Genomic DNA, 18,069 nt, shown 5'->3' with positions numbered 1-18,069 from the left:
GCTGGCCACAAGCAGGTTTTAGTAGGGAGAAGACTTCGCTTCTCTCAGCTTTTCTTGGGCTTCAGCGAGTTTCTTTTCGAGTTTTGCAATCTTCTTACGGTTGTTACCTTGCGCCTTTTCGCGCCTTAATTCTTGTTCACGTTGAGCTACTTTTTGTTCCAGCTGCTGAATCTTTTGCTGATGTGCAGCCTGAACGCTGGCATCGGAACAGTAGGTGCGTACATTGCTTAATGCCCGCTCCAGACCTGCTACCCGGTAATGGTTGCCATATTTTTTCGCATAATCGATTTGTTTCAGAATGGCCTGTTCTTTCTGTTTACAAACGCTGTTTGCCTGAGCGAAAGTTGCCAGGGTAAGCAGGCTGATGCCTAAAATAATCCGATTTCTCATAATGAACGTTACCTTCCTTTGTGTGAATATCTGCATTAAAGATATTCTATCCTGTTGATAAGGGTTCCTTAGTAATGCTTATTAAGCATAGACCGTAACTGCTTAAAAATCATAGGCTGTAAAGTACGAAAGATGAAAAAGAGAGCATTCTTAGTGACTTCAGCGCTGTCAGGAAGTGGCGGGGCGGGCATCAGTTAACCAACGGACTGGGAGCTAAAGCTAATGCGATTTATCCAGTTTGCCGCGCCATGGCCCTGCTGACGTGCAATATCAAACCCATAGGGCAGTAGCTTACGCAGGACTTTTTCCGCAGCATCACTCTGTTCCATTGAGTCAAACTTGATGACCAGAGAGTCCTGTTCAGGGGTAATGCTCTTGATATGGATACCCTGAGCACTCAGCGTCTGGTAAACGTAAAACCCATCTGGCAGCGTAGTGCCATGCCGGGACGCACGGATATGCAAAGAACTCTCGCTGCGAAACAGAGCGGGCATCAGGGCCAGAGCCACCAGAGCCAGTGCCGCCAGCGTCATGAGCGGCAGCAGTCGCAGCGTGCGTGAGGATAACTTAATAAAACCAGGCATTATGAGCTTCCTTTCTCATTAGTTGACTGTTTTTTACGCCAAAGAACGTACAGCGACCCGAACAGCCCGAACACCAGTAATACCAGTGGAAGCAGCATCAGGCAAAACATCATCTGATCTTCGTATTTGAGGAAAATAGGTGTTTTCCCTAAAGCGAAGCCAAGCACCGTCAATATAACAACCCAAAGCAGACCGCTCATCCAGTTGAAAAATTGAAACCGTGCATTGCTCAGGCCGGAAAGCCCGGCAATGGTTGGCAGCAGTGTACGCACAAAGGCGATGAAGCGGCCAATCAGCAGTGCGGATAGCCCGTGACGGTGAAACATCTGATGTGCGCGTTGATGATATTGCGCAGGCAGATGTGCCAGCCATTTCTGTACTATGACCGTATTGCCCAGCCATCGCCCCTGAATATAACTTACCCAGCAGCCGAGGCTGGCGGCAGTGGTCAGGATACAAATGGTCAGCGCAAAATTCATGGTGCCTTTGGCAATCAGCACGCCAACCAAGATCAGCAAACTGTCACCGGGAAGAAAGGCGGCGGGGAGCAGTCCATTCTCCAGGAATAAAATCATAAACAAGATAAAATAGATCGCCCAGACCAGCGTCGGATCCGACAGCGTTGCGTAATCCTGTTGCCAGAGGGCATGCACAAGGGATTTAAAAATATCCATTAGTCGTCCTGAACATCATAGTTGGCTCGTTTCACGGTTTTTCGCACACTTAATTAATCGTTATATTCGGTGCTTTTTAGCCAGTTAACGAACGCGGTTCAACAGCAGAGCGGGTGAATACCACAGCTTGTCGTTACCCGCGTGGAAGGGTAAAAAGAAGCGGATAATTGTAACAAAATTACGATAGCCTGGACAGGAAGAAACGCAAGTCCAACGATGTTTTACCGTTGGAATCGACTGTCTGAAAGGAGTTTTACACAGGCTGACACTATTGAACGTATGTTGACTCAACGAAGGGGCCAGCCTGAGGGATAACTGCTACTTTTCGTCGTTAGTCACGCTATCTGGCATGACGACCGGATTTTCGGCAAACATATAGCGGTCAACGTTAAATTCAAAATCATCAGTGGTAGCGTGGAACAGCATTTGTTTGGTATTTTCCAGGTGCTGCCACATCGCCAGCTTGCTGGCTGCCGGGTCTTTACGCATCAGGGCCTTAAGAATGGTGTCATGATCGGAGCACCAGCTCTCAATGGATTTGTCATCAATATGTTCATGCAGTTTCAGCCAGTAGGGGTTATGCAGGCGGTGTAACCACATCTTTTCCACAATGGCCGCGAGCGCACTGTTTTGCGTCGACATCGCTATCTGCACGTGAAATTTCATATCCCATTCTGAATCGCGAAAGCGATCCTCTTTTCGTGCCTGTGCCTGAATCTCCATTAATTGCAGAATATCCTGGCGAGTCACCTGGGTTGCGGCAAACTCAGCGACATTGCTTTCAATCAGCTGGCGCGCCTGTAACAGCTCAAATGGGCCAAAACTGGCAAATTCTAACTGGCTGCTGGTATTGACGCGGTTCTGCTGACGCTGAGAGATCACGTGAATTCCGGAGCCTTTACGCACCTCCACGTAACCCTCCACCTCCAGCATAATAATCGCTTCGCGCACGACGGTGCGGCTGACGCCCATCTCTTCCGCAATAAAACGTTCTGCGGGTAGTTTATCGCCCACCTGATACACGTCCTGCTCAAGGCGGCGCTTCAGTTCAGTGGCAAGCTGCTGATAAAGGCGGCGTGACTCTGTTTGTTCCATGCTCCAGACTCCCGTTAGAACACTCTGAGAATGGAATTTGTTATACCACTTTTTGCAGGTTCAGGTAAATGAGGGGGGAGACCGGGGTGGCTAAAGAGACACCCCGGATCGGTGATGGTCTGGAGGGCGCTTAAGGCTGAGTGACAGCGCCTGCCAGTCGTGCACTTTTCTCCTGTTCTAATTCGGAGATCGGCTTGTTTTTCAACAGTGTCCAGATAGCCACAGCGCCTAACAGATCAAATACTGCCAGCGCGGCAAACAGCGGGCTGAAGCCCATGGTATCCGCCAGTGCGCCGACCACCAGAGCGAACATGGTACTGGCTGTCCAGGCTGCCATGCCGGTCAGGCCGTTGGCGGTAGCAACTTCATTACGTCCGAAGACGTCAGAAGAGAGGGTGATCAGTGAGCCGGAGAGTGCCTGGTGAGCAAATCCGCCCACGCACAGCAAAGCAATGGCTGCATACGGGCTGGTAAACAGGCCAATGGTGCCCGGGCCAATCATCAGCACCGCGCCCATCGTAACCACCAGCTTACGGGAGACAATCAGGTTAACGCCAAACACGCGCTGGAATAATGGCGGCAGATAGCCACCGACAATGCAGCCGAGGTCGGCAAACAGCATTGGCATCCAGGCGAACATGGCAATCTCTTTCAGATTGAAGCCGTATGCCTTGAACATAAACAGCGGGATCCAGGCGTTAAACGTCCCCCATGCGGGTTCAGCCAGAAAACGTGGCAGAGCAATCCCCCAGAACTGACGATTACGGATAATCTGCCAGGCGGACATTTTTTTGCCATTGTTAGTCTGATGCTGCGCTTCCTGGCCGGAAAGGATGTACTCGCGCTCTTCAGGATCAAGTTTCTTCTGATCCTTCGGATGTTTGTAGAACACCAGCCAGCACAGTGCCCAGATCATGCTCAAAATACCGGTGATAACAAAGGCCAGCTGCCAGCTGTGCGCGACAATAGCCCACACCACCAGCGGCGGTGCCAGCATGGCGCCAATCGAAGACCCCACATTGAAATAGCCCACGGCAATGGAGCGCTCCTTCGCCGGGAACCACTCACTGCTCGCCTTCAGCCCGGCGGGGATCATTGCTGCTTCTGCCGCACCCACCGCACCACGTGCAAATGCCAGTCCGCCCCAGCTGCCCGCCAGCGCGGTAGCGGCACAGAATATCGCCCAAAGAATGGCAAACATGGCATAGCCGATTTTGGTGCCCAGCACATCCAGAATGTAGCCCGCAACCGGCTGCATAATGGTGTAGCAGGCCGAATATGCGGCAACGATATAAGAGTATTGCTGCGTGGTGATATGCAGCTCAGTCTCCAGCGTGGGGGCCGCCACGGCGATGGCGTTACGCGTCAGATAACCCAGAATGGTACCGATGGTCACCAGACCGATCATATACCAGCGTAACCCTTTAATTTTACGCATCTAAAACCTCTTCCCGTCATTATTATTGATGCTCCGCCGCTGGCGTGCACCTGTATAGGGCGGGATAAAGCCCCCGCACCGTCTTTAAACGACAACCTTGCCTGCTCAGTATCGAACGCCGCTACGATAACTTGTCATACAGGTTTAAAAGTTGAGAGCCATCACAAAAACCATTTTTACAATGGGGGATAATAAAATGGCTGAAAATACAGGAGGGTAGCGCCTTAAAAGATGGCTGGCTGGATAATTCACGGATAATTAGTAGTGTTTTTGTGATCGGTTTCTCACTATTATCTCAGCGCTGGTCATAATTGGTATGATAACTTTACTGGCATTGAGACAATGCAGGAGAGACCCGTATGTCACGTTTTATGAGTGAAGACTTTTTACTGGACAGTGAATTTGCCCGTCGGCTTTACCATGATTACGCAGCCGAACAGCCAATCTTTGATTACCACTGCCATCTGCCACCACAGCAGATTGCGGAAAATTACCGCTTCAAAAATCTGTATGACATCTGGCTCAAGGGGGATCACTACAAGTGGCGGGCGATGCGGGCTAACGGCGTGCCGGAAGCGCTCTGTACCGGTGATGCCAGCGATCGCGCCAAATTTGATGCCTGGGCACGTACGGTGCCGGATACCATCGGTAACCCGCTCTACCACTGGACGCATCTGGAGCTGCGTCGCCCGTTTGGCATTACTAATACGCTGCTTTCTCCCGCGACCGCCGACACAATCTGGAACCAGTGCAATGAGTTGCTGGAGCAGGATGCCTTCAGCGCACGCGGCATCATGCAGCAGATGAAGGTAAAAATGGTCGGCACCACAGACGATCCGGTGGATGATTTGCGCCATCATCGTGCTTTGGCCGAAGATGCCAGTTTCACCACCAAAGTGCTGCCAAGCTGGCGGCCGGATAAAGCCTTTAATATTGAAGCGGAAGGATTTGTTGACTATCTGCAAACGCTCTCTGCGGTTGCCAATGTCGATATCACTCGTTTTGATGACCTCAGACGCGCTCTGAATGTACGGCTCGACCATTTTGCGGCACACGGCTGCAAAGTCTCTGATCATGCACTGGATGTGGTGCTGTACGCCGAGGCTGATGACGCCACGCTGGACGCGATTCTGGCTCGTCGCCTGGCCGGTAACACTCCGCAGGAAAGCGAAATCGCCCAGTTTAAAACCGCTGTGCTGGTATGGCTTGGTGCGGAATATGCCCGCCGTGGTTGGGTGCAGCAGTATCACATTGGTGCGTTGCGCAATAACAACCGCCGCCAGCTCCAGCTGCTGGGGCCGGATGTCGGCTTTGACTCGATTAACGACCGTCCGCTGGCGGAGCCACTGTCGCGCCTGCTCGATGCGCAGAATCGCGATAACGCGCTGCCAAAAACCATCCTCTACTGCCTCAACCCGCGTGATAACGAAGTGCTGGCTACCATGGCGGGCAATTTCCAGGGTGAAGGTCAGCCGGGCAAGATGCAGTTTGGTTCGGCATGGTGGTTTAACGATCAAAAAGATGGCATGGAGCGGCAGATGACCCAGCTGGCACAAATGGGGCTGTTAAGCCGCTTTGTTGGCATGCTGACCGACAGCCGCAGCTTCCTCTCCTATACCCGTCATGAATATTTCCGTCGCCTGCTGTGCCAGATGATTGGCCGCTGGGTGGAAAAAGGTGAAGCGCCAGGCGATATCGCGCTGCTGGGTGAAATGGTGCAGAACATCTGCTTTAACAACGCACGCGACTACTTTGCCATTGAGCTGTAGAGCACGCCACAGAGGATATAAGATGCGTAAGCTGAACCGAAAAGACTTTCCAGGGCCACACTATCCTGAGCGCATCATTCAGTTTGGTGAAGGCAATTTCCTGCGTGCCTTTATCGACTGGCAGATCGACCAGTTGAATCAACATACTGACCTGGCGGCAGGGGTTGTGGTAGTGCGCCCGCTTAGTAGCGGCAGCCCGCGCAGCCTGAACAGCCAGGACGGCCTGTATACCACCGTCATTCGCGGTATCAACGCACAGGGCGAAGTGGTAAGCGAGCCGCGCCTGATCCGCTCAGTTAACCGGGAAATCCAGCCCGTAGAGGAGTTTGCTGCATTTATGGCACTGGCGCAGGATCCACAACTGCGTTTTGTCTTCTCCAACACCACGGAGGCGGGGATCTATTTTGACCCGTCAGATACGCTGGAATCTGCACCACCGGTAAGCTATCCGGCCAAGCTGACCCGCCTGTTGCTGGCTCGCTGGCAGCATTTTGACGGCGCAGCGGACAAAGGCTGGCTGATGCTGCCTTGTGAACTGATTGACGACAACGGCGAGGCGTTACGTGCCCGGGTACTGCAAACTGCCGATGCATGGCAGCTGCCTGCCGCCTTTGTGCAGTGGGTGGAGCAGCACAATACCTTCTGCTCAACGCTGGTGGATCGTATTGTCACCGGTTACCCGGATGATGCCAGCGAACTGGAGCAGCAGCTCGGTTATCTGGATGACTACCTGGTGGCGGGTGAGGTCTATTACCAGCTGGTGATCCAGGGGCCGGCATCGGTGGCGCAAGAGCTGCGGCTCGACCAGCTGCCGCTGAATATCCTGCTGGTGGATGACATCAAACCTTATAAAGAGCGGAAAGTGGCGATCCTCAACGGTGCACACACTGCGATGGTGCCGGTGGCGTATCTCGCCGGGCTGGAGTCAGTAGGGGAAGCCATGGAGGATGCGGCGATAGCGGCGTTTATCGACAGCACCCTGCGCGAGGAGATTATCCCGACGCTGACACAGCCAAAAGCAGAGCTGGACGCCTTTGCCGACAGCGTACTGAACCGTTTTCGTAACCCATTTATCCGCCATCAACTCAGCGCTATTGCCCTGAACGGCATGACGAAATTCCGTACCCGTCTGCTTCCTGCGCTGCTGTGGCAGCAGGAACATCAGGGTCAGCCTTCACCGCGTTTGAGTTTTGCCCTGGCGGCGCTGCTGGCCTATTACCGCGGTGAACGTAACGGTGAGCGCTATCCGCTCCAGGACGACGCACACTGGTTAGAGCGCTTTGCCACGCTATGGCCGCAGGTCGACTGCCATGATATCTCTCTGCGCCAGCTGGTTGATGAGGTGCTGAGTGACGTCGCCCACTGGGAGCAGGATCTCACTCAGCTTCCCGGGCTGGCCGAGCGCGTGACAACGCAGTTGCAGCAGATCACAACGCTTGGCATGCGCGCAGCTATGGCGCAGATCAACTAAGGCGGAAACCATGCAAAGCATCATTAAAATTCACAGCCTGGATAACGTCGCTGTCGCCTTACGTGACCTCGAAGAGGGCGAAATAGTCAGCGTTGCAGAGCATGCGCTGGTGCTGAAACAGGCGGTGGGGCGCGGGCATAAATTTGCTCTGGAACCGCTGGAAGTCAATGCACAGGTCATGAAGTATGGCCTGCCTATCGGTCATGCCACTCAGCCCATCGCCGCCGGGGAGATTATTCACTCCAATAATGCGCGCACCAATCTCAGCGACCTGGATGAGTATCAGTATCAGCCCGCGTTTGCTTCGCTGCCGGAGCAGGCCGCCGACCGTGAAGTACAGATTTACCGCCGCAGCAGCGGAGAGGTGGGGATCCGCAATGAGCTGTGGATCCTGCCCACTGTCGGCTGTGTTAACGGTATTGCCCGCCAGATCCTGCAACGTTTCCTTAAAGAGACGTCTGAAGCGGCCGGTATTGACGGAGTGCATCTGTTCAGCCACCCGTTTGGCTGCTCCCAGCTGGGTCAGGATCATGTCAACACCCGCACCATGCTGCAAAATATGGTACGGCATCCTAATGCCGGTGCGGTGCTGGTGATTGGTCTTGGCTGTGAAAATAATCAGGTGGATATCTTCCGGGAAACGCTGGGCGAGACCGACGATCAGCGGGTGAAGTTTATGATTTGCCAGCAGCAGGACGACGAGGTAGAGGCCGGACTGGCGCTGCTGCATGAACTGTATGCAGTAATGCGCCACGATCGTCGCCAGCCGGGCCGTCTTAGCGAGCTGAAATTCGGGCTGGAGTGTGGTGGTTCGGACGGTCTTTCAGGCATCACTGCTAATCCGCTGCTGGGGCGTTTCTCTGATCAGATGATCGCCAACGGGGGAACCACGGTGCTAACGGAAGTGCCGGAGATGTTCGGCGCGGAGCGTATTCTGATGAGTCGCTGCCGCGATGAAGCAACCTTCAGCAAAACCGTCAGTATGGTAAACGACTTTAAACAGTACTTTATCGCTCACAACCAGCCGATTTATGAGAATCCGTCGCCGGGAAATAAAGCGGGCGGGATCACCACGCTGGAAGAGAAATCGCTGGGCTGTACTCAGAAGGCAGGGCAGAGCCAGGTGGTCGACGTGCTGAAATATGGCGAACGCCTGAAGCAGCCGGGCCTTAACCTGCTTAGTGCACCGGGCAACGATGCGGTTGCCACCAGCGCGCTGGCCGGTGCAGGCTGCCATATGGTGTTGTTCAGTACCGGACGCGGCACACCTTACGGTGGTTTTGTTCCTACGGTGAAGTTAGCCACCAACAGCGAACTGGCAGCCAAGAAGCCACACTGGATTGATTTTGATGCCGGGCAGCTGATCCACGGCGTTGAGATGCCTGCGCTGCTGGCGCAGTTTGTCGATACCATCGTGGCGATAGCCAACGGGCAGCAGACGCGTAATGAAGTGAATGATTTCCGCGAGCTGGCAATATTTAAAAGCGGGGTGACGTTGTAAAGGGGCGGCCTGTCGCTGCCGGATAATTGGGTCGGGCATGCCCGACCCCTACGGTGAACCTCATCTTCGTTGGAGCGAGGCACGCCTCGCCCAAAATTACGCGTTTTGTTCAACCCGACGATCTTCCGCCATACATGCCGCTGCGGTAAACAAAATATCCGCTGACGAGTTCAGCGCGGTTTCTGCTGAATCCTGCAACACGCCGATAATAAAGCCCACGGCCACTACCTGCATCGCCACTTCATTCGGAATGCCGAACATATTACAGGCCACCGGGATCAGCAGCAGTGAACCGCCCGCTACGCCAGAAGCACCGCAGGCACAGACCGATGCCACCAGGCTTAACAGAATGGCTGTACCAACATCAACGTGGATCCCCAGCGTATGCACTGCCGCCAGCGTCAGCACGGTAATGGTGATCGACGCGCCCGCCATACTGATATTTGCCCCAATCGGAATTGACACTGAATAGGTGTCTTCATCCAGGCCGAGTTTTTTCGCCAGTGCCATATTCACCGGAATATTGGCGGCAGAACTGCGGGTAAAGAACGCCGTCACGCCGCTTTCACGCAGGCAGGTAAACACCAGCGGATAGGGATTACGGCGGATCTGCCACCACACCAGAAGCGGGTTAAACACCAGCGCCATCAGCAGCATACAGCCCAACAGCAGCATCAGCAGGCTGGCATATTCCCACAGCGCATCAAAGCCGGTGGACGCCAGAATCGAACCCACCAGACCAAAAATACCGATAGGCGCAAAGCGGATCACAATACGTACCAGACGCGTTACCGCATCCGAAGCATCGTTGAGGAAGGTGCGGGTGCTCTCGCTGCTGTGGCGGAAAGCAAAGCCAAGGCCGATAGCCCACACCAGGATACCGATATAGTTAGCTTTCATCAGCGCTTCAATCGGGTTGGCAACCATACTCATCAGCAGCCCGTGCAGCACCTCCAGAATCCCGGACGGCGGCACAATCTCAGTGCTGGCCGTCTTTAAGGTCAGCGTCTGTGGCAGCATATGGCTGGCGACTACCGCCACCACCGCAGCAAAAAAGGTACTGAGCAGATAGAGCATCACAATCGGGCGGATATTGGTTTTCTGCCCCTGCTGATGGTTGGCAATGGAAGAGATCACCAGCACCAGCACCAGCAGCGGTGCCACGGCTTTCAGCGCGCTGACAAACAGCTCGCCCAGCAGTCCCACCGCCAGTGCATTACTTTTCGAGAACCAGGCCAGGGCAATACCTGCCACCAGTCCGATCAAAATTTGTGTTACCAGGCTGCCCTGCAACAGGCGCTGAACCAGCCCACGACCACTGTTTTCTGTACGCATATTTTAAAATCGCTATCTTTATCGATGTTCTGCCATCCGGCGCTGCCGGGGCATTGTGTGTTTGCGCAGGGGAGTATAAGGAAATGAGCAGGCAGGGGAAGGGAAAAATGCGCTGTTTCAACCCGCCAGCCTGCAAATGGATCTGTCTGACAGGGCAAAAGCGGCAGCAGAAGAGGATGACCATTTTCTGGTCATCCCCGGGATGGCGATCAGGAAGTCTTATGGTCGTTACGGTAGTTAACGATGGCATTCACGATCAGCGTCAGTGCCAGAATACCGCCGACAATACCGAGTGAAATTGCGATCGGAATATGGAAGAAATCAACAATCAGCATCTTCACGCCGATAAACACCAGAATAATCGACAGGCCATATTTCAGCATCGAGAAGCGCTCTGCTACGTTAGCCAGCAGGAAGTACATGGCGCGCAGGCCGAGGATGGCAAACAGGTTGGAGGTCAGTACGATAAACGGATCGGTAGTGACCGCGAAAATGGCCGGAATACTGTCCACGGCGAAAATCACGTCGCTTAACTCCACCATAATCAGCACCAGCAGCAGCGGGGTGGCAAACAGTACCCCGTTTTTACGCACAAAAAAGCGCTCGCCTTCAATTTTGTCCGTCATACGCATCCGACTGCGCAGCCAGCGTACCAGCGGCTTATCACCGATGGCGCCGTCATCTTCTTTCGCCAGTGCCATTTTGATACCGGTAAACAGCAGAAACGCGCCGAAGATATAGAGCAGCCAGCTGAACTGTGTTACCAGCCAGCTACCGGCGAAGATCATAATAGTACGCAGCACAATCGCGCCCAGTACGCCATAAATCAACACCCGGCGCTGCAACGCCGCAGGGACAGCAAAGTAGCTGAACAGCATCAGCCAGACAAACACATTGTCGACGGCCAGCGCTTTTTCAATCAGATAACCGGTGAGGAACGCCAGAGCCTGAGTATCCGCGACCTCGCGCCCGGCGGTGCCGGTGAGATACCACCAGAAGGCAGCGTTAAATAACAGCGAGAGAGTCACCCAGACCAGCGACCAGGCGGCTGCCTGTTTCATGGTCATAGTGTGTGCGCCGCGACGGCCCTGCAACAGCAGGTCGATCGCCAGCATAATTACCACCACGACAGCGAAGCTGCCCCAGAGTAACGGTGTGCCGACTGTGTTCATTTTAAGCATCCCAAACAAAATAAAATGGTCAGATACCCGTCATCTTTCAAGTGGCAGAGGCACTTACGCCTGACTGCAAGATGAAATCTGTAGGGGGATATCGGAAGGGATCAGCCACAATATTATTGATGCTGTAAGCAAAACCTCGCCTTCCGGCAAGGTCTCACTTACAACCAGGATTTGGTTGCTCAGTAACCGGACATCATGAGGATGTCGTATTGACGATTAACTGACGAAGAAGTTACTCCCCTTTGCTGTGGCAAAAGATAGGTTGGCCGCTGCCGCAGGTCAATATTCTTCAGTCATATTTAGAAATATTTACACAGCGGCGCTGTCTGCCGGGAATACGACTCCGGTCTGACGGCGGATCTCCGTCAGCAATTTCGCCGTAATACGCGACGTCTCCAGCCCCGGATGATCAACCTGATGGCTCTCAACCAGGCAGGCAAACACTTCCGCCTCATACAGCATGGTATTGATATGCTGCGGTTGAGTGAGATCCTGCGCTTTGCCACCGCGCGGCACAAAGCTGATGCGCTGGCATTCAGATACCTGCTCAATCACCAGTGACCCCTCTTCCCCCTGAATTTCACTCGGCAGCGTAGACTGACTGATTTTCGAGTGCTGCAAGGTGACGTCAAAATCGCCGTAGTTAAGGATCACGCTACCATGCCCGTCAACGCCGCTCGCCAGCAGGGTGGCGCTGGCACTGACGCTGACCGGTTCCCCCCACAGGCTGACCGCCGTAGCGAGGCAGTAATAGCCGATATCCATAATCGAGCCGTTAGACCATGCAGGATTAAAGGTATTGGGGTTTTCGCCATCGAGGTAGCGCTGGTAGCGCGAGGAGTACTGACAGTAGTTGAGAAAGGCTTTGCGCAGCGTGCCTGCTTTCGGCAGCGCCTGTCGCAGCGTCAGGAAGTTCGGCACGCTGGCAGTTTTGAACGCTTCAAACAGCACCACCTGGTTCTCAGCAGCGCAGGCGATCATCGCCTCAACTTCGTGCAGATTCGACGCCAGGGGTTTTTCGCAGATAACGTGTTTACGGTGGCGCAGGAACAGCAGTGACTGGGGGCAGTGCAGGGCGTTAGGGCTGGCGATATAGACCGCATCAATAGCATCGGACTGCGCCATTTGCTCCAGGGAATCAAACAGCAGTTCTACCGGATAATCGCTGGCGAAGGTTTTTGCCTGCTCCAGCGAGCGCGAGTAAACGGCGGTCAGCTTCATTTTTCCGGTTTCATGGGCTGCATCAACAAACTGACGGGTGATCCAGTTGGTTCCAACCACGGCAAAGCGAATCATAGCGTTCCTGTTCGAATTAGCAAAAAAGCCAGATTATCATGCATGTTTCGCAGGGCAATGACTAAACCAGCATATTTGATTTTTCCTTCCACCTCTCGCACGATAGAGAAAATCATCCCGAGGGAACCCGATGAGCGTTCGCAGCCCGCAAAGCAAACATGCACTTAACTGGATCAGCATTCTGATCGCTATCCCGGTGGGGCTGGTGGCTTCCCTGGTGACGCTGGGCTTCCGTGAGGCGATTAACCTGATTGATGGCCTGGTGTTTAACGGGCAGACCGATATCACCCAGGCGATGCGCGTTTACCCCTGGTACTGCTGGCCGCTGATAGTCGGTATAGGCGGGTTGATTGCCGGTTTCCTCCTGCGCTATGCCACCGCCATTGAGCAAAAACAGACGGTGCGTACCGATTATCTGGAAGTGATCAACGCTCAACTGGATGCGGTACCTGCCCGCACTTCACTGTTTCGAAGCCTCTCTTCACTGGCCAGTATCAGCAGCGGTGCTTCCATCGGGCGCGAAGGGCCGATGGTGCAGCTGTCGGCATTAGCGGGCAGCCTGATGGGGCGCTGGTGGTTCAAATCGCTGCCGCTGAAAAACAGCGATGTGGTGGCGATGGCCGCCGCAGCCGGGCTGTCATCTGTCTATCATGCGCCGCTGGCCTCAGCGATTTTTGTGGCAGAAATAGCGTTTGGCATCTCTGCCATGCAGCGACTGATCCCGCTGATTATCGCCTCCGGCGTTGCGGTGCTGACCATGTGGTCGCTGGGGCACCGTTCTGCGATGTATCCTTTTTCTCACAGCCAGTTTGATCTGACGCCGGGCAGCATTGCCCTGACCGTGGCGATCGGGCTGCTGGCGGGCCTGCTGGGCTGGGCGATGATCTGGCTGATTGGTCAGAGTAAGCGTCTCTTCGCCCCCATCAGCAGCCTGCCGCTGCGCCTCGGTCTGGGGGGGCTGCTGGTGGGCACGCTGGCTATCGGCAGTACACAGATACTCGGCAACGGTTATGAGGTAATTGTGCGCATTATGGCGGGAGATTTTCTGCTGCCAGTGCTGCTGGCCCTGCTGCTGCTTAAGATGCTGGCGACGGCAATTTCCGTCGGCTCTAACGCGGTCGGCGGCCTGTTTACCCCGGCGCTGCTGATTGGCGCGCTGATGGGGGAAATGGTGGCGCTGCTGGCCTCCGCCGCCGGTTTCCCCGTCGGTAATGCCGAAGTGTTTGCCGCCGTGGGGATGGGCGCAGTGCTGGCGTCAGTGAGTCAGGCACCGCTGATGGCGATGCTGATGGTGCTGGAGATGACGCTTAACAGCAGTCTGCTCTTCCCGGCGATGATCGCCAGCGTGCTTGCCTCAATGACGGTTTATCGCCTGCACTCCAGCAGCACCTATTCAGTGATGACCAGCCACTTCAGCCGCTCCGATGCCAAGTTTGATTTTGATAACGGCATCATTTCGCAGTTTATTGTCTCCGGCGCGGCGCTGACGCCGCAGGACTCCGTTGGCAAAGCGCTGGCGGTTAGCTCGCTGAAACGTGAACGTTTTGTCTATGTGATCAGTGAGCAGGGGGAGTTTCTCGGGGCGGTATCAATCCACGATATCTCGCACAAAGTGCTGGATAAAGAGATCACCCTGACCTCACCGGTCAGCTGCGTTATGGATGCCAACTTCCCGACGGTGTATGAGAACCAGACCATTAAAGAGGGCTGGGATGCCTTTGCTCAGGTGACGCTGGAGCGCCTGCCGGTACTGAATAATCCGCTGGAGCGTAAATATCTTGGTGCCCTGACCAAGACCAGCCTGATCCGTCAGGCGAAAGATTTTATCTGACTAAAACAGCACGTTAGGGCGGGGTCTGTATAATGCCGCCTGCCACTTTTTCATTTTAAGGACAAAATTATGTCATTCCTTGTGCATGTGCGCTGGCTACTGCTGTTGCCCTTGATGTTCTGGCTTTCCGGCTGTGACTATAACCAGATTCAACAGCGCGACGAAGCGGTCTCCGCTGAATGGTCAGAAGTGCTTAATCAGTATCAACGCCGTGCCGACCTGATCCCTAATCTGGTTGCTACCGCCCAGGCCAATGCCAGCCATGAAGCTGAGGTATTTAAAAGTATCGCTGACGCCCGCGCTAAAATCGGCAGCCTGACGCAGGTACAGAACGCCCCGGAAGATGCACAGACCATGCAGGCTTACCAGCAGTCGCAGTCAGAACTGAGCAGTGCCATGTCTCGCCTGCTGATAATCAGCGAGCGCTACCCCGATTTAAAAGCCGATAAAATGTTTAACAACCTGATGGTGCAGTTGGAAGGCACGGAAAACCGCATTACCGTGGCGCGTCAGCGCTATGTGCGTGCGGTTCAGGAGTACAACCTGTTGATCCGCCAGTTCCCTGGCTCACTGACGGCGAAAGTTATGGGTTACCAGCGTAAAGAGAACTTCCAGCCGAAAAATGTGCAGCAGATCTCCACTGCTCCTGAAGTTGATTTCACCCCGCCAGCTCATGCCAAATAAGGGTTAACCATGCGATTTATTACCCTGATTTTGCTGTTCTGCTTGCCGTTCACCGGCATGGCTGCGACGGTGCCCGTCCCGACGCTTCAGCAGCGGGTTACCGATCGGAGCGGGGTGCTGAATGCGACAGAAGCGCAGCAGATAACCGAACAGATTATGGCCCTGGAGAAAAAAACCGGACATCAGCTGGCAGTCCTGACAGTTGACACCACCGGCGATGACAGCATTGAGCAGTACGCCATCCGGGTATTTGAAGCATGGAAACTCGGCGATAAACAACGCGATGACGGCCTGCTGCTGGTGATGGCAAAAAATGACCGTACCGTGCGTATCGAAGTTGGTTACGGCCTGGAAGGGGATTTTACTGACGTACAGGCCAGCGAGACGATCAACGGCACCATCATTCCTCGCTTTAAGCAGGGTGAGTTTGGTCAGGGATTAGTCGCGGGCGTAGAAGCGATCTCGCGCCAGCTGGGTGTAGCGGTAGCCGGGGATGCTCCTGTAGCCACGCCGCGTCCGGTGGCGGAACCCGCTCCCCGTCCTGTATCGGATGATTCCATCACGCTATCCGGCGGCAGCATTGGCCTCTGGCTACTGGGCATGATGATTCTGCCGTTCTTCTTCCTGCGCCGTAATCCACTGGTGCGGGGGCTGTTTGTCAGCGGGATTGTGACGGGCATTTCAACTCTCAGCACGCTGGTGACTTCGGGCGTTGAGAGTATCAGTGGTGACAATGTGGGCCTGCTGTTCGGCGGCAGTCTGATGGTGCAGATGATCATCTCATCGCTGATCGGCACCCTGTTTGGCGGCGGTGGCGGCAGCCGCGACCGTTCGGATGACAGCTCAAACAGTCGTTCCGATGACCGCAGCGATTCTGGCGGCAGTGATGGTGGCTTTAGCGGTGGCGGTGGTCGCAGCGGTGGTGGTGGGGCTTCGGGGAAATGGTAACCAGCATGCGCTAAAACCGAAGATCCTTCGTATGGGCGTCAGGGGTAAAAAAGAAAAGGTGAAGGCTTTCAATCCGCGCCCGTACTGGATAGCAGAACAGTTCAGGCCGTTGGCCGGTAAGCCGATAGATTGGAGGAACCAGGATCGTGAAAAAACCCTCTTTGATTTCAATTGTGACACCCACATTTATCAGCACGTTGATGGCGCTGGGGACGATATGGCTCTATCTGAATCGCATGGGGCGGCTGGATGTTTTTCTTGAGTCTATTACCTTCAAGGACTTATTTGTTGTTGTTGCGATGTTTCTGGTATGCAGTGTCTGCATGATTTGCCTGATTTTTTACATACCTTCCTTGTTAATCTCCCTTATTATAAAAAAAGATAATGAAGTTTTTTATAACTATCAAAAAATTAAAGATAACTTTATTAGGCTCTCCGTAATTATTCACCTGCTGGCGATAATGGTTTTTTTTATGGCCGTATGGCTTATCGAGGCGAAAAAATTCAGTAGCTGGAAAGTTTTCACTATCGCGGTTAGCGGAATGCTGTTTATCTCACTGTTCTCCGGATATTTTTTTAACCGAAAGGCAGTTTCAGAGGTATTGAGATTTAAAAACAAAAAAACAAAAAGGGAAGGTTACAGGACTTTTTTCTGTCTTATTCCATCTGCACTCTTTTTAGTTTCATTTCTCTATGCCTGCCCTTTAAGTTTGATTTTTGGCAAGTTACAGCTTCCTGACCATGCAGGCGAAATTAAGGTAATGATTTACGCTGCTTTTACCTCCATCATTGTCATTATTTTTGCTCTCTTTCCAGTTGCTGTCTATCTGCGAGAGAAAATAACAGCAGCGTTGCCGGTCAGAATAGTGAAAATCATTGCCGCCGCGCTGACAGGACTGTTCTGTATGTCATGGATCATTACGTCAATACCCATATTGATTATTCATGCCACCATGAAACTGTCAGGCGTCGCTGACTATCAAATCCATACGTTTCTGGTGCAGGATAAGGATTACCCGGTCGAGCTGCTGGATAAGACTCAGTGGAAGCTGGCTCTGCTACAGAACAGAGATCGCTATGTTATTCATGGTGTGAAAATGTACTCTTTCGGAGATATCAGGTTGATTTGCCCGGTTAATGTGCTCGAGGTTTACAAAAAAAGTATGAACTTCAGACCTGGCGACAGACAGTACGATCAGCAACTAAATGACGCGCTGATTGCAGCGGCACAGGATTGTATCCCCTTCAACAAAAGCGAAGTGAAATCGCTGCCCAGCCGATAGCCAGGCGCGCGTTCATCATGTTATCCCTCGCGCCCCTCCAGCGCCTGTGCTGTCAGCCACAGGCGTGTATCAAACTCCAGCTGATGGTACTGTGGCTCCATATGGCAGCAGAGCTGGTAAAACGCCTTGTTGTGATCTTTCTCTTTAATATGCGCCAGCTCATGCACCACGATCATCCGCAGAAATGCCTCCGGGGCATTTTTGAAAATGGTGGCAACGCGGATCTCCGCTTTGGCCTTCAGCTTGCCGCCCTGCACGCGTGAAATCGCCGTATGCAGTCCCAGCGCGTGCTTCATCACCTTAATTTTGCTGTCGTAAATTACCTTGTTCAGCGGTGGTGCATTGCGCAGCGACTGGTTTTTTAAATCCAGTGCATAATCGTACAGTGCTTTATCACTGGTGATGCTGTGTGAGGAGGGATAACGCTTGTTCAGCACCTCCGACAGACGCTGCTGTTCTATCAGCGTACGTACCTGTGACAGCAGTGATTCAGGGTAACCTTGCAGATAAATAAGCGACGACATACCAACTCCGGTAAAGAAAAACGTTTACTGTGCGCCCGTTTTAGGGGATAAAACGCGGGAATTTT

16 protein-coding genes are annotated in these 18,069 nt (G+C 53.6%); 7 read left to right on the top strand and 9 right to left on the bottom strand.

The genetic code is table 11. The features are described from left to right. Positions 1–18: 18 nt before the first annotated feature. From GN242_RS18435 to GN242_RS18415, 5 genes are all read right to left on the bottom strand, one after another. Complete coding sequence (locus GN242_RS18435) at positions 19–390, bottom strand: DUF1090 domain-containing protein (protein ID WP_154752810.1); 372 nt, start codon at positions 388–390, stop codon at positions 19–21. A 194-nt stretch (positions 391–584) separates the two neighbouring features. Beyond that, complete coding sequence (mzrA, locus tag GN242_RS18430; protein ID WP_154752809.1) at positions 585–974, bottom strand: EnvZ/OmpR regulon moderator MzrA; 390 nt, start codon at positions 972–974, stop codon at positions 585–587. Beyond that, positions 974–1,648, bottom strand: coding sequence for a DedA family protein (locus GN242_RS18425; RefSeq protein WP_154752808.1), 675 nt, complete (start codon positions 1,646–1,648; stop codon positions 974–976). Before GN242_RS18425 ends, mzrA begins: the two co-directional genes overlap by 1 nt. 318 nt (positions 1,649–1,966) lie before the next feature. Then, complete coding sequence (gene exuR, locus GN242_RS18420) at positions 1,967–2,743, bottom strand: transcriptional regulator ExuR (protein ID WP_154752807.1); 777 nt, start codon at positions 2,741–2,743, stop codon at positions 1,967–1,969. Positions 2,744–2,873: 130 nt separating this feature from the next. Then, the gene (locus tag GN242_RS18415; RefSeq protein WP_154752806.1) at positions 2,874–4,181 is read right to left on the bottom strand and encodes an MFS transporter; all 1,308 of its coding nucleotides are present in this window, start codon (positions 4,179–4,181) and stop codon (positions 2,874–2,876) included. A gap of 359 nt (positions 4,182–4,540) precedes the next feature. On the opposite strand from GN242_RS18415, the gene uxaC reads away from it, so the two are divergent. Genes uxaC through GN242_RS18400 form a run of 3 tightly spaced genes read left to right on the top strand, consistent with a single transcriptional unit; the run spans position 4,541 to position 8,922 of the window. Further along, positions 4,541–5,950, top strand: coding sequence for a glucuronate isomerase (gene uxaC, locus GN242_RS18410; protein WP_154752805.1), 1,410 nt, complete (start codon positions 4,541–4,543; stop codon positions 5,948–5,950). Between the two features lie 22 nt (positions 5,951–5,972). Then, on the top strand, positions 5,973–7,421 hold the full coding sequence (locus GN242_RS18405) for a tagaturonate reductase (RefSeq protein ID WP_154752804.1): 1,449 nt from the start codon (positions 5,973–5,975) through the stop codon (positions 7,419–7,421). A gap of 10 nt (positions 7,422–7,431) precedes the next feature. After that, positions 7,432–8,922: a UxaA family hydrolase gene (locus tag GN242_RS18400; protein WP_156287985.1), complete on the top strand. Its 1,491-nt coding sequence runs from the start codon at positions 7,432–7,434 to the stop codon at positions 8,920–8,922. Between the two features lie 96 nt (positions 8,923–9,018). Here GN242_RS18400 and sstT read toward each other — a convergent pair whose 3' ends face one another. The 3 genes from sstT to GN242_RS18385 all read right to left on the bottom strand — a co-directional run bounded on the left by sstT (position 9,019) and on the right by GN242_RS18385 (position 12,734). Continuing rightward, positions 9,019–10,257: a serine/threonine transporter SstT gene (gene sstT, locus GN242_RS18395; RefSeq protein ID WP_154752802.1), complete on the bottom strand. Its 1,239-nt coding sequence runs from the start codon at positions 10,255–10,257 to the stop codon at positions 9,019–9,021. Between the two features lie 209 nt (positions 10,258–10,466). After that, entirely contained in the window at positions 10,467–11,429 is a 963-nt protein-coding gene (locus tag GN242_RS18390) for a TerC family protein (protein ID WP_156287984.1), read from the bottom strand. A 318-nt stretch (positions 11,430–11,747) separates the two neighbouring features. Then, positions 11,748–12,734 carry a Gfo/Idh/MocA family protein gene (locus GN242_RS18385; RefSeq protein ID WP_154752800.1) on the bottom strand — a complete coding sequence of 329 codons (987 nt, stop codon included), beginning with the start codon at positions 12,732–12,734 and terminating at the stop codon, positions 11,748–11,750. A gap of 130 nt (positions 12,735–12,864) precedes the next feature. Here GN242_RS18385 and GN242_RS18380 point away from each other — a divergent pair, with 130 nt between their 5' ends. The 4 genes from GN242_RS18380 to GN242_RS18365 all read left to right on the top strand — a co-directional run bounded on the left by GN242_RS18380 (position 12,865) and on the right by GN242_RS18365 (position 17,480). After that, positions 12,865–14,565, top strand: a complete 1,701-nt coding sequence (locus tag GN242_RS18380) for a chloride channel protein (RefSeq protein ID WP_154752799.1) — start codon at positions 12,865–12,867, stop codon at positions 14,563–14,565. A gap of 69 nt (positions 14,566–14,634) precedes the next feature. Beyond that, positions 14,635–15,249 (top strand): LemA family protein, encoded by a 615-nt coding sequence (locus GN242_RS18375; protein ID WP_156287983.1) that lies wholly within the window; start codon positions 14,635–14,637, stop codon positions 15,247–15,249. A 9-nt stretch (positions 15,250–15,258) separates the two neighbouring features. After that, positions 15,259–16,197, top strand: coding sequence for a TPM domain-containing protein (locus GN242_RS18370; RefSeq protein WP_156287982.1), 939 nt, complete (start codon positions 15,259–15,261; stop codon positions 16,195–16,197). A gap of 146 nt (positions 16,198–16,343) precedes the next feature. Continuing rightward, entirely contained in the window at positions 16,344–17,480 is a 1,137-nt protein-coding gene (locus GN242_RS18365; RefSeq protein WP_156287981.1) for a hypothetical protein, read from the top strand. Between the two features lie 20 nt (positions 17,481–17,500). Here GN242_RS18365 and GN242_RS18360 read toward each other — a convergent pair whose 3' ends face one another. Then, the gene (locus tag GN242_RS18360) at positions 17,501–18,004 is read right to left on the bottom strand and encodes a M48 metallopeptidase family protein (protein WP_154752798.1); all 504 of its coding nucleotides are present in this window, start codon (positions 18,002–18,004) and stop codon (positions 17,501–17,503) included. Positions 18,005–18,069: the final 65 nt, after the last annotated feature.

It is taken from the genome of Erwinia sorbitola, assembly GCF_009738185.1.
Lineage (GTDB): Bacteria > Pseudomonadota > Gammaproteobacteria > Enterobacterales > Enterobacteriaceae > Erwinia > Erwinia sorbitola.
Note: the sequence above shows the minus strand (reverse complement) of the source record. Positions and strands in the feature narration are given on the sequence as shown.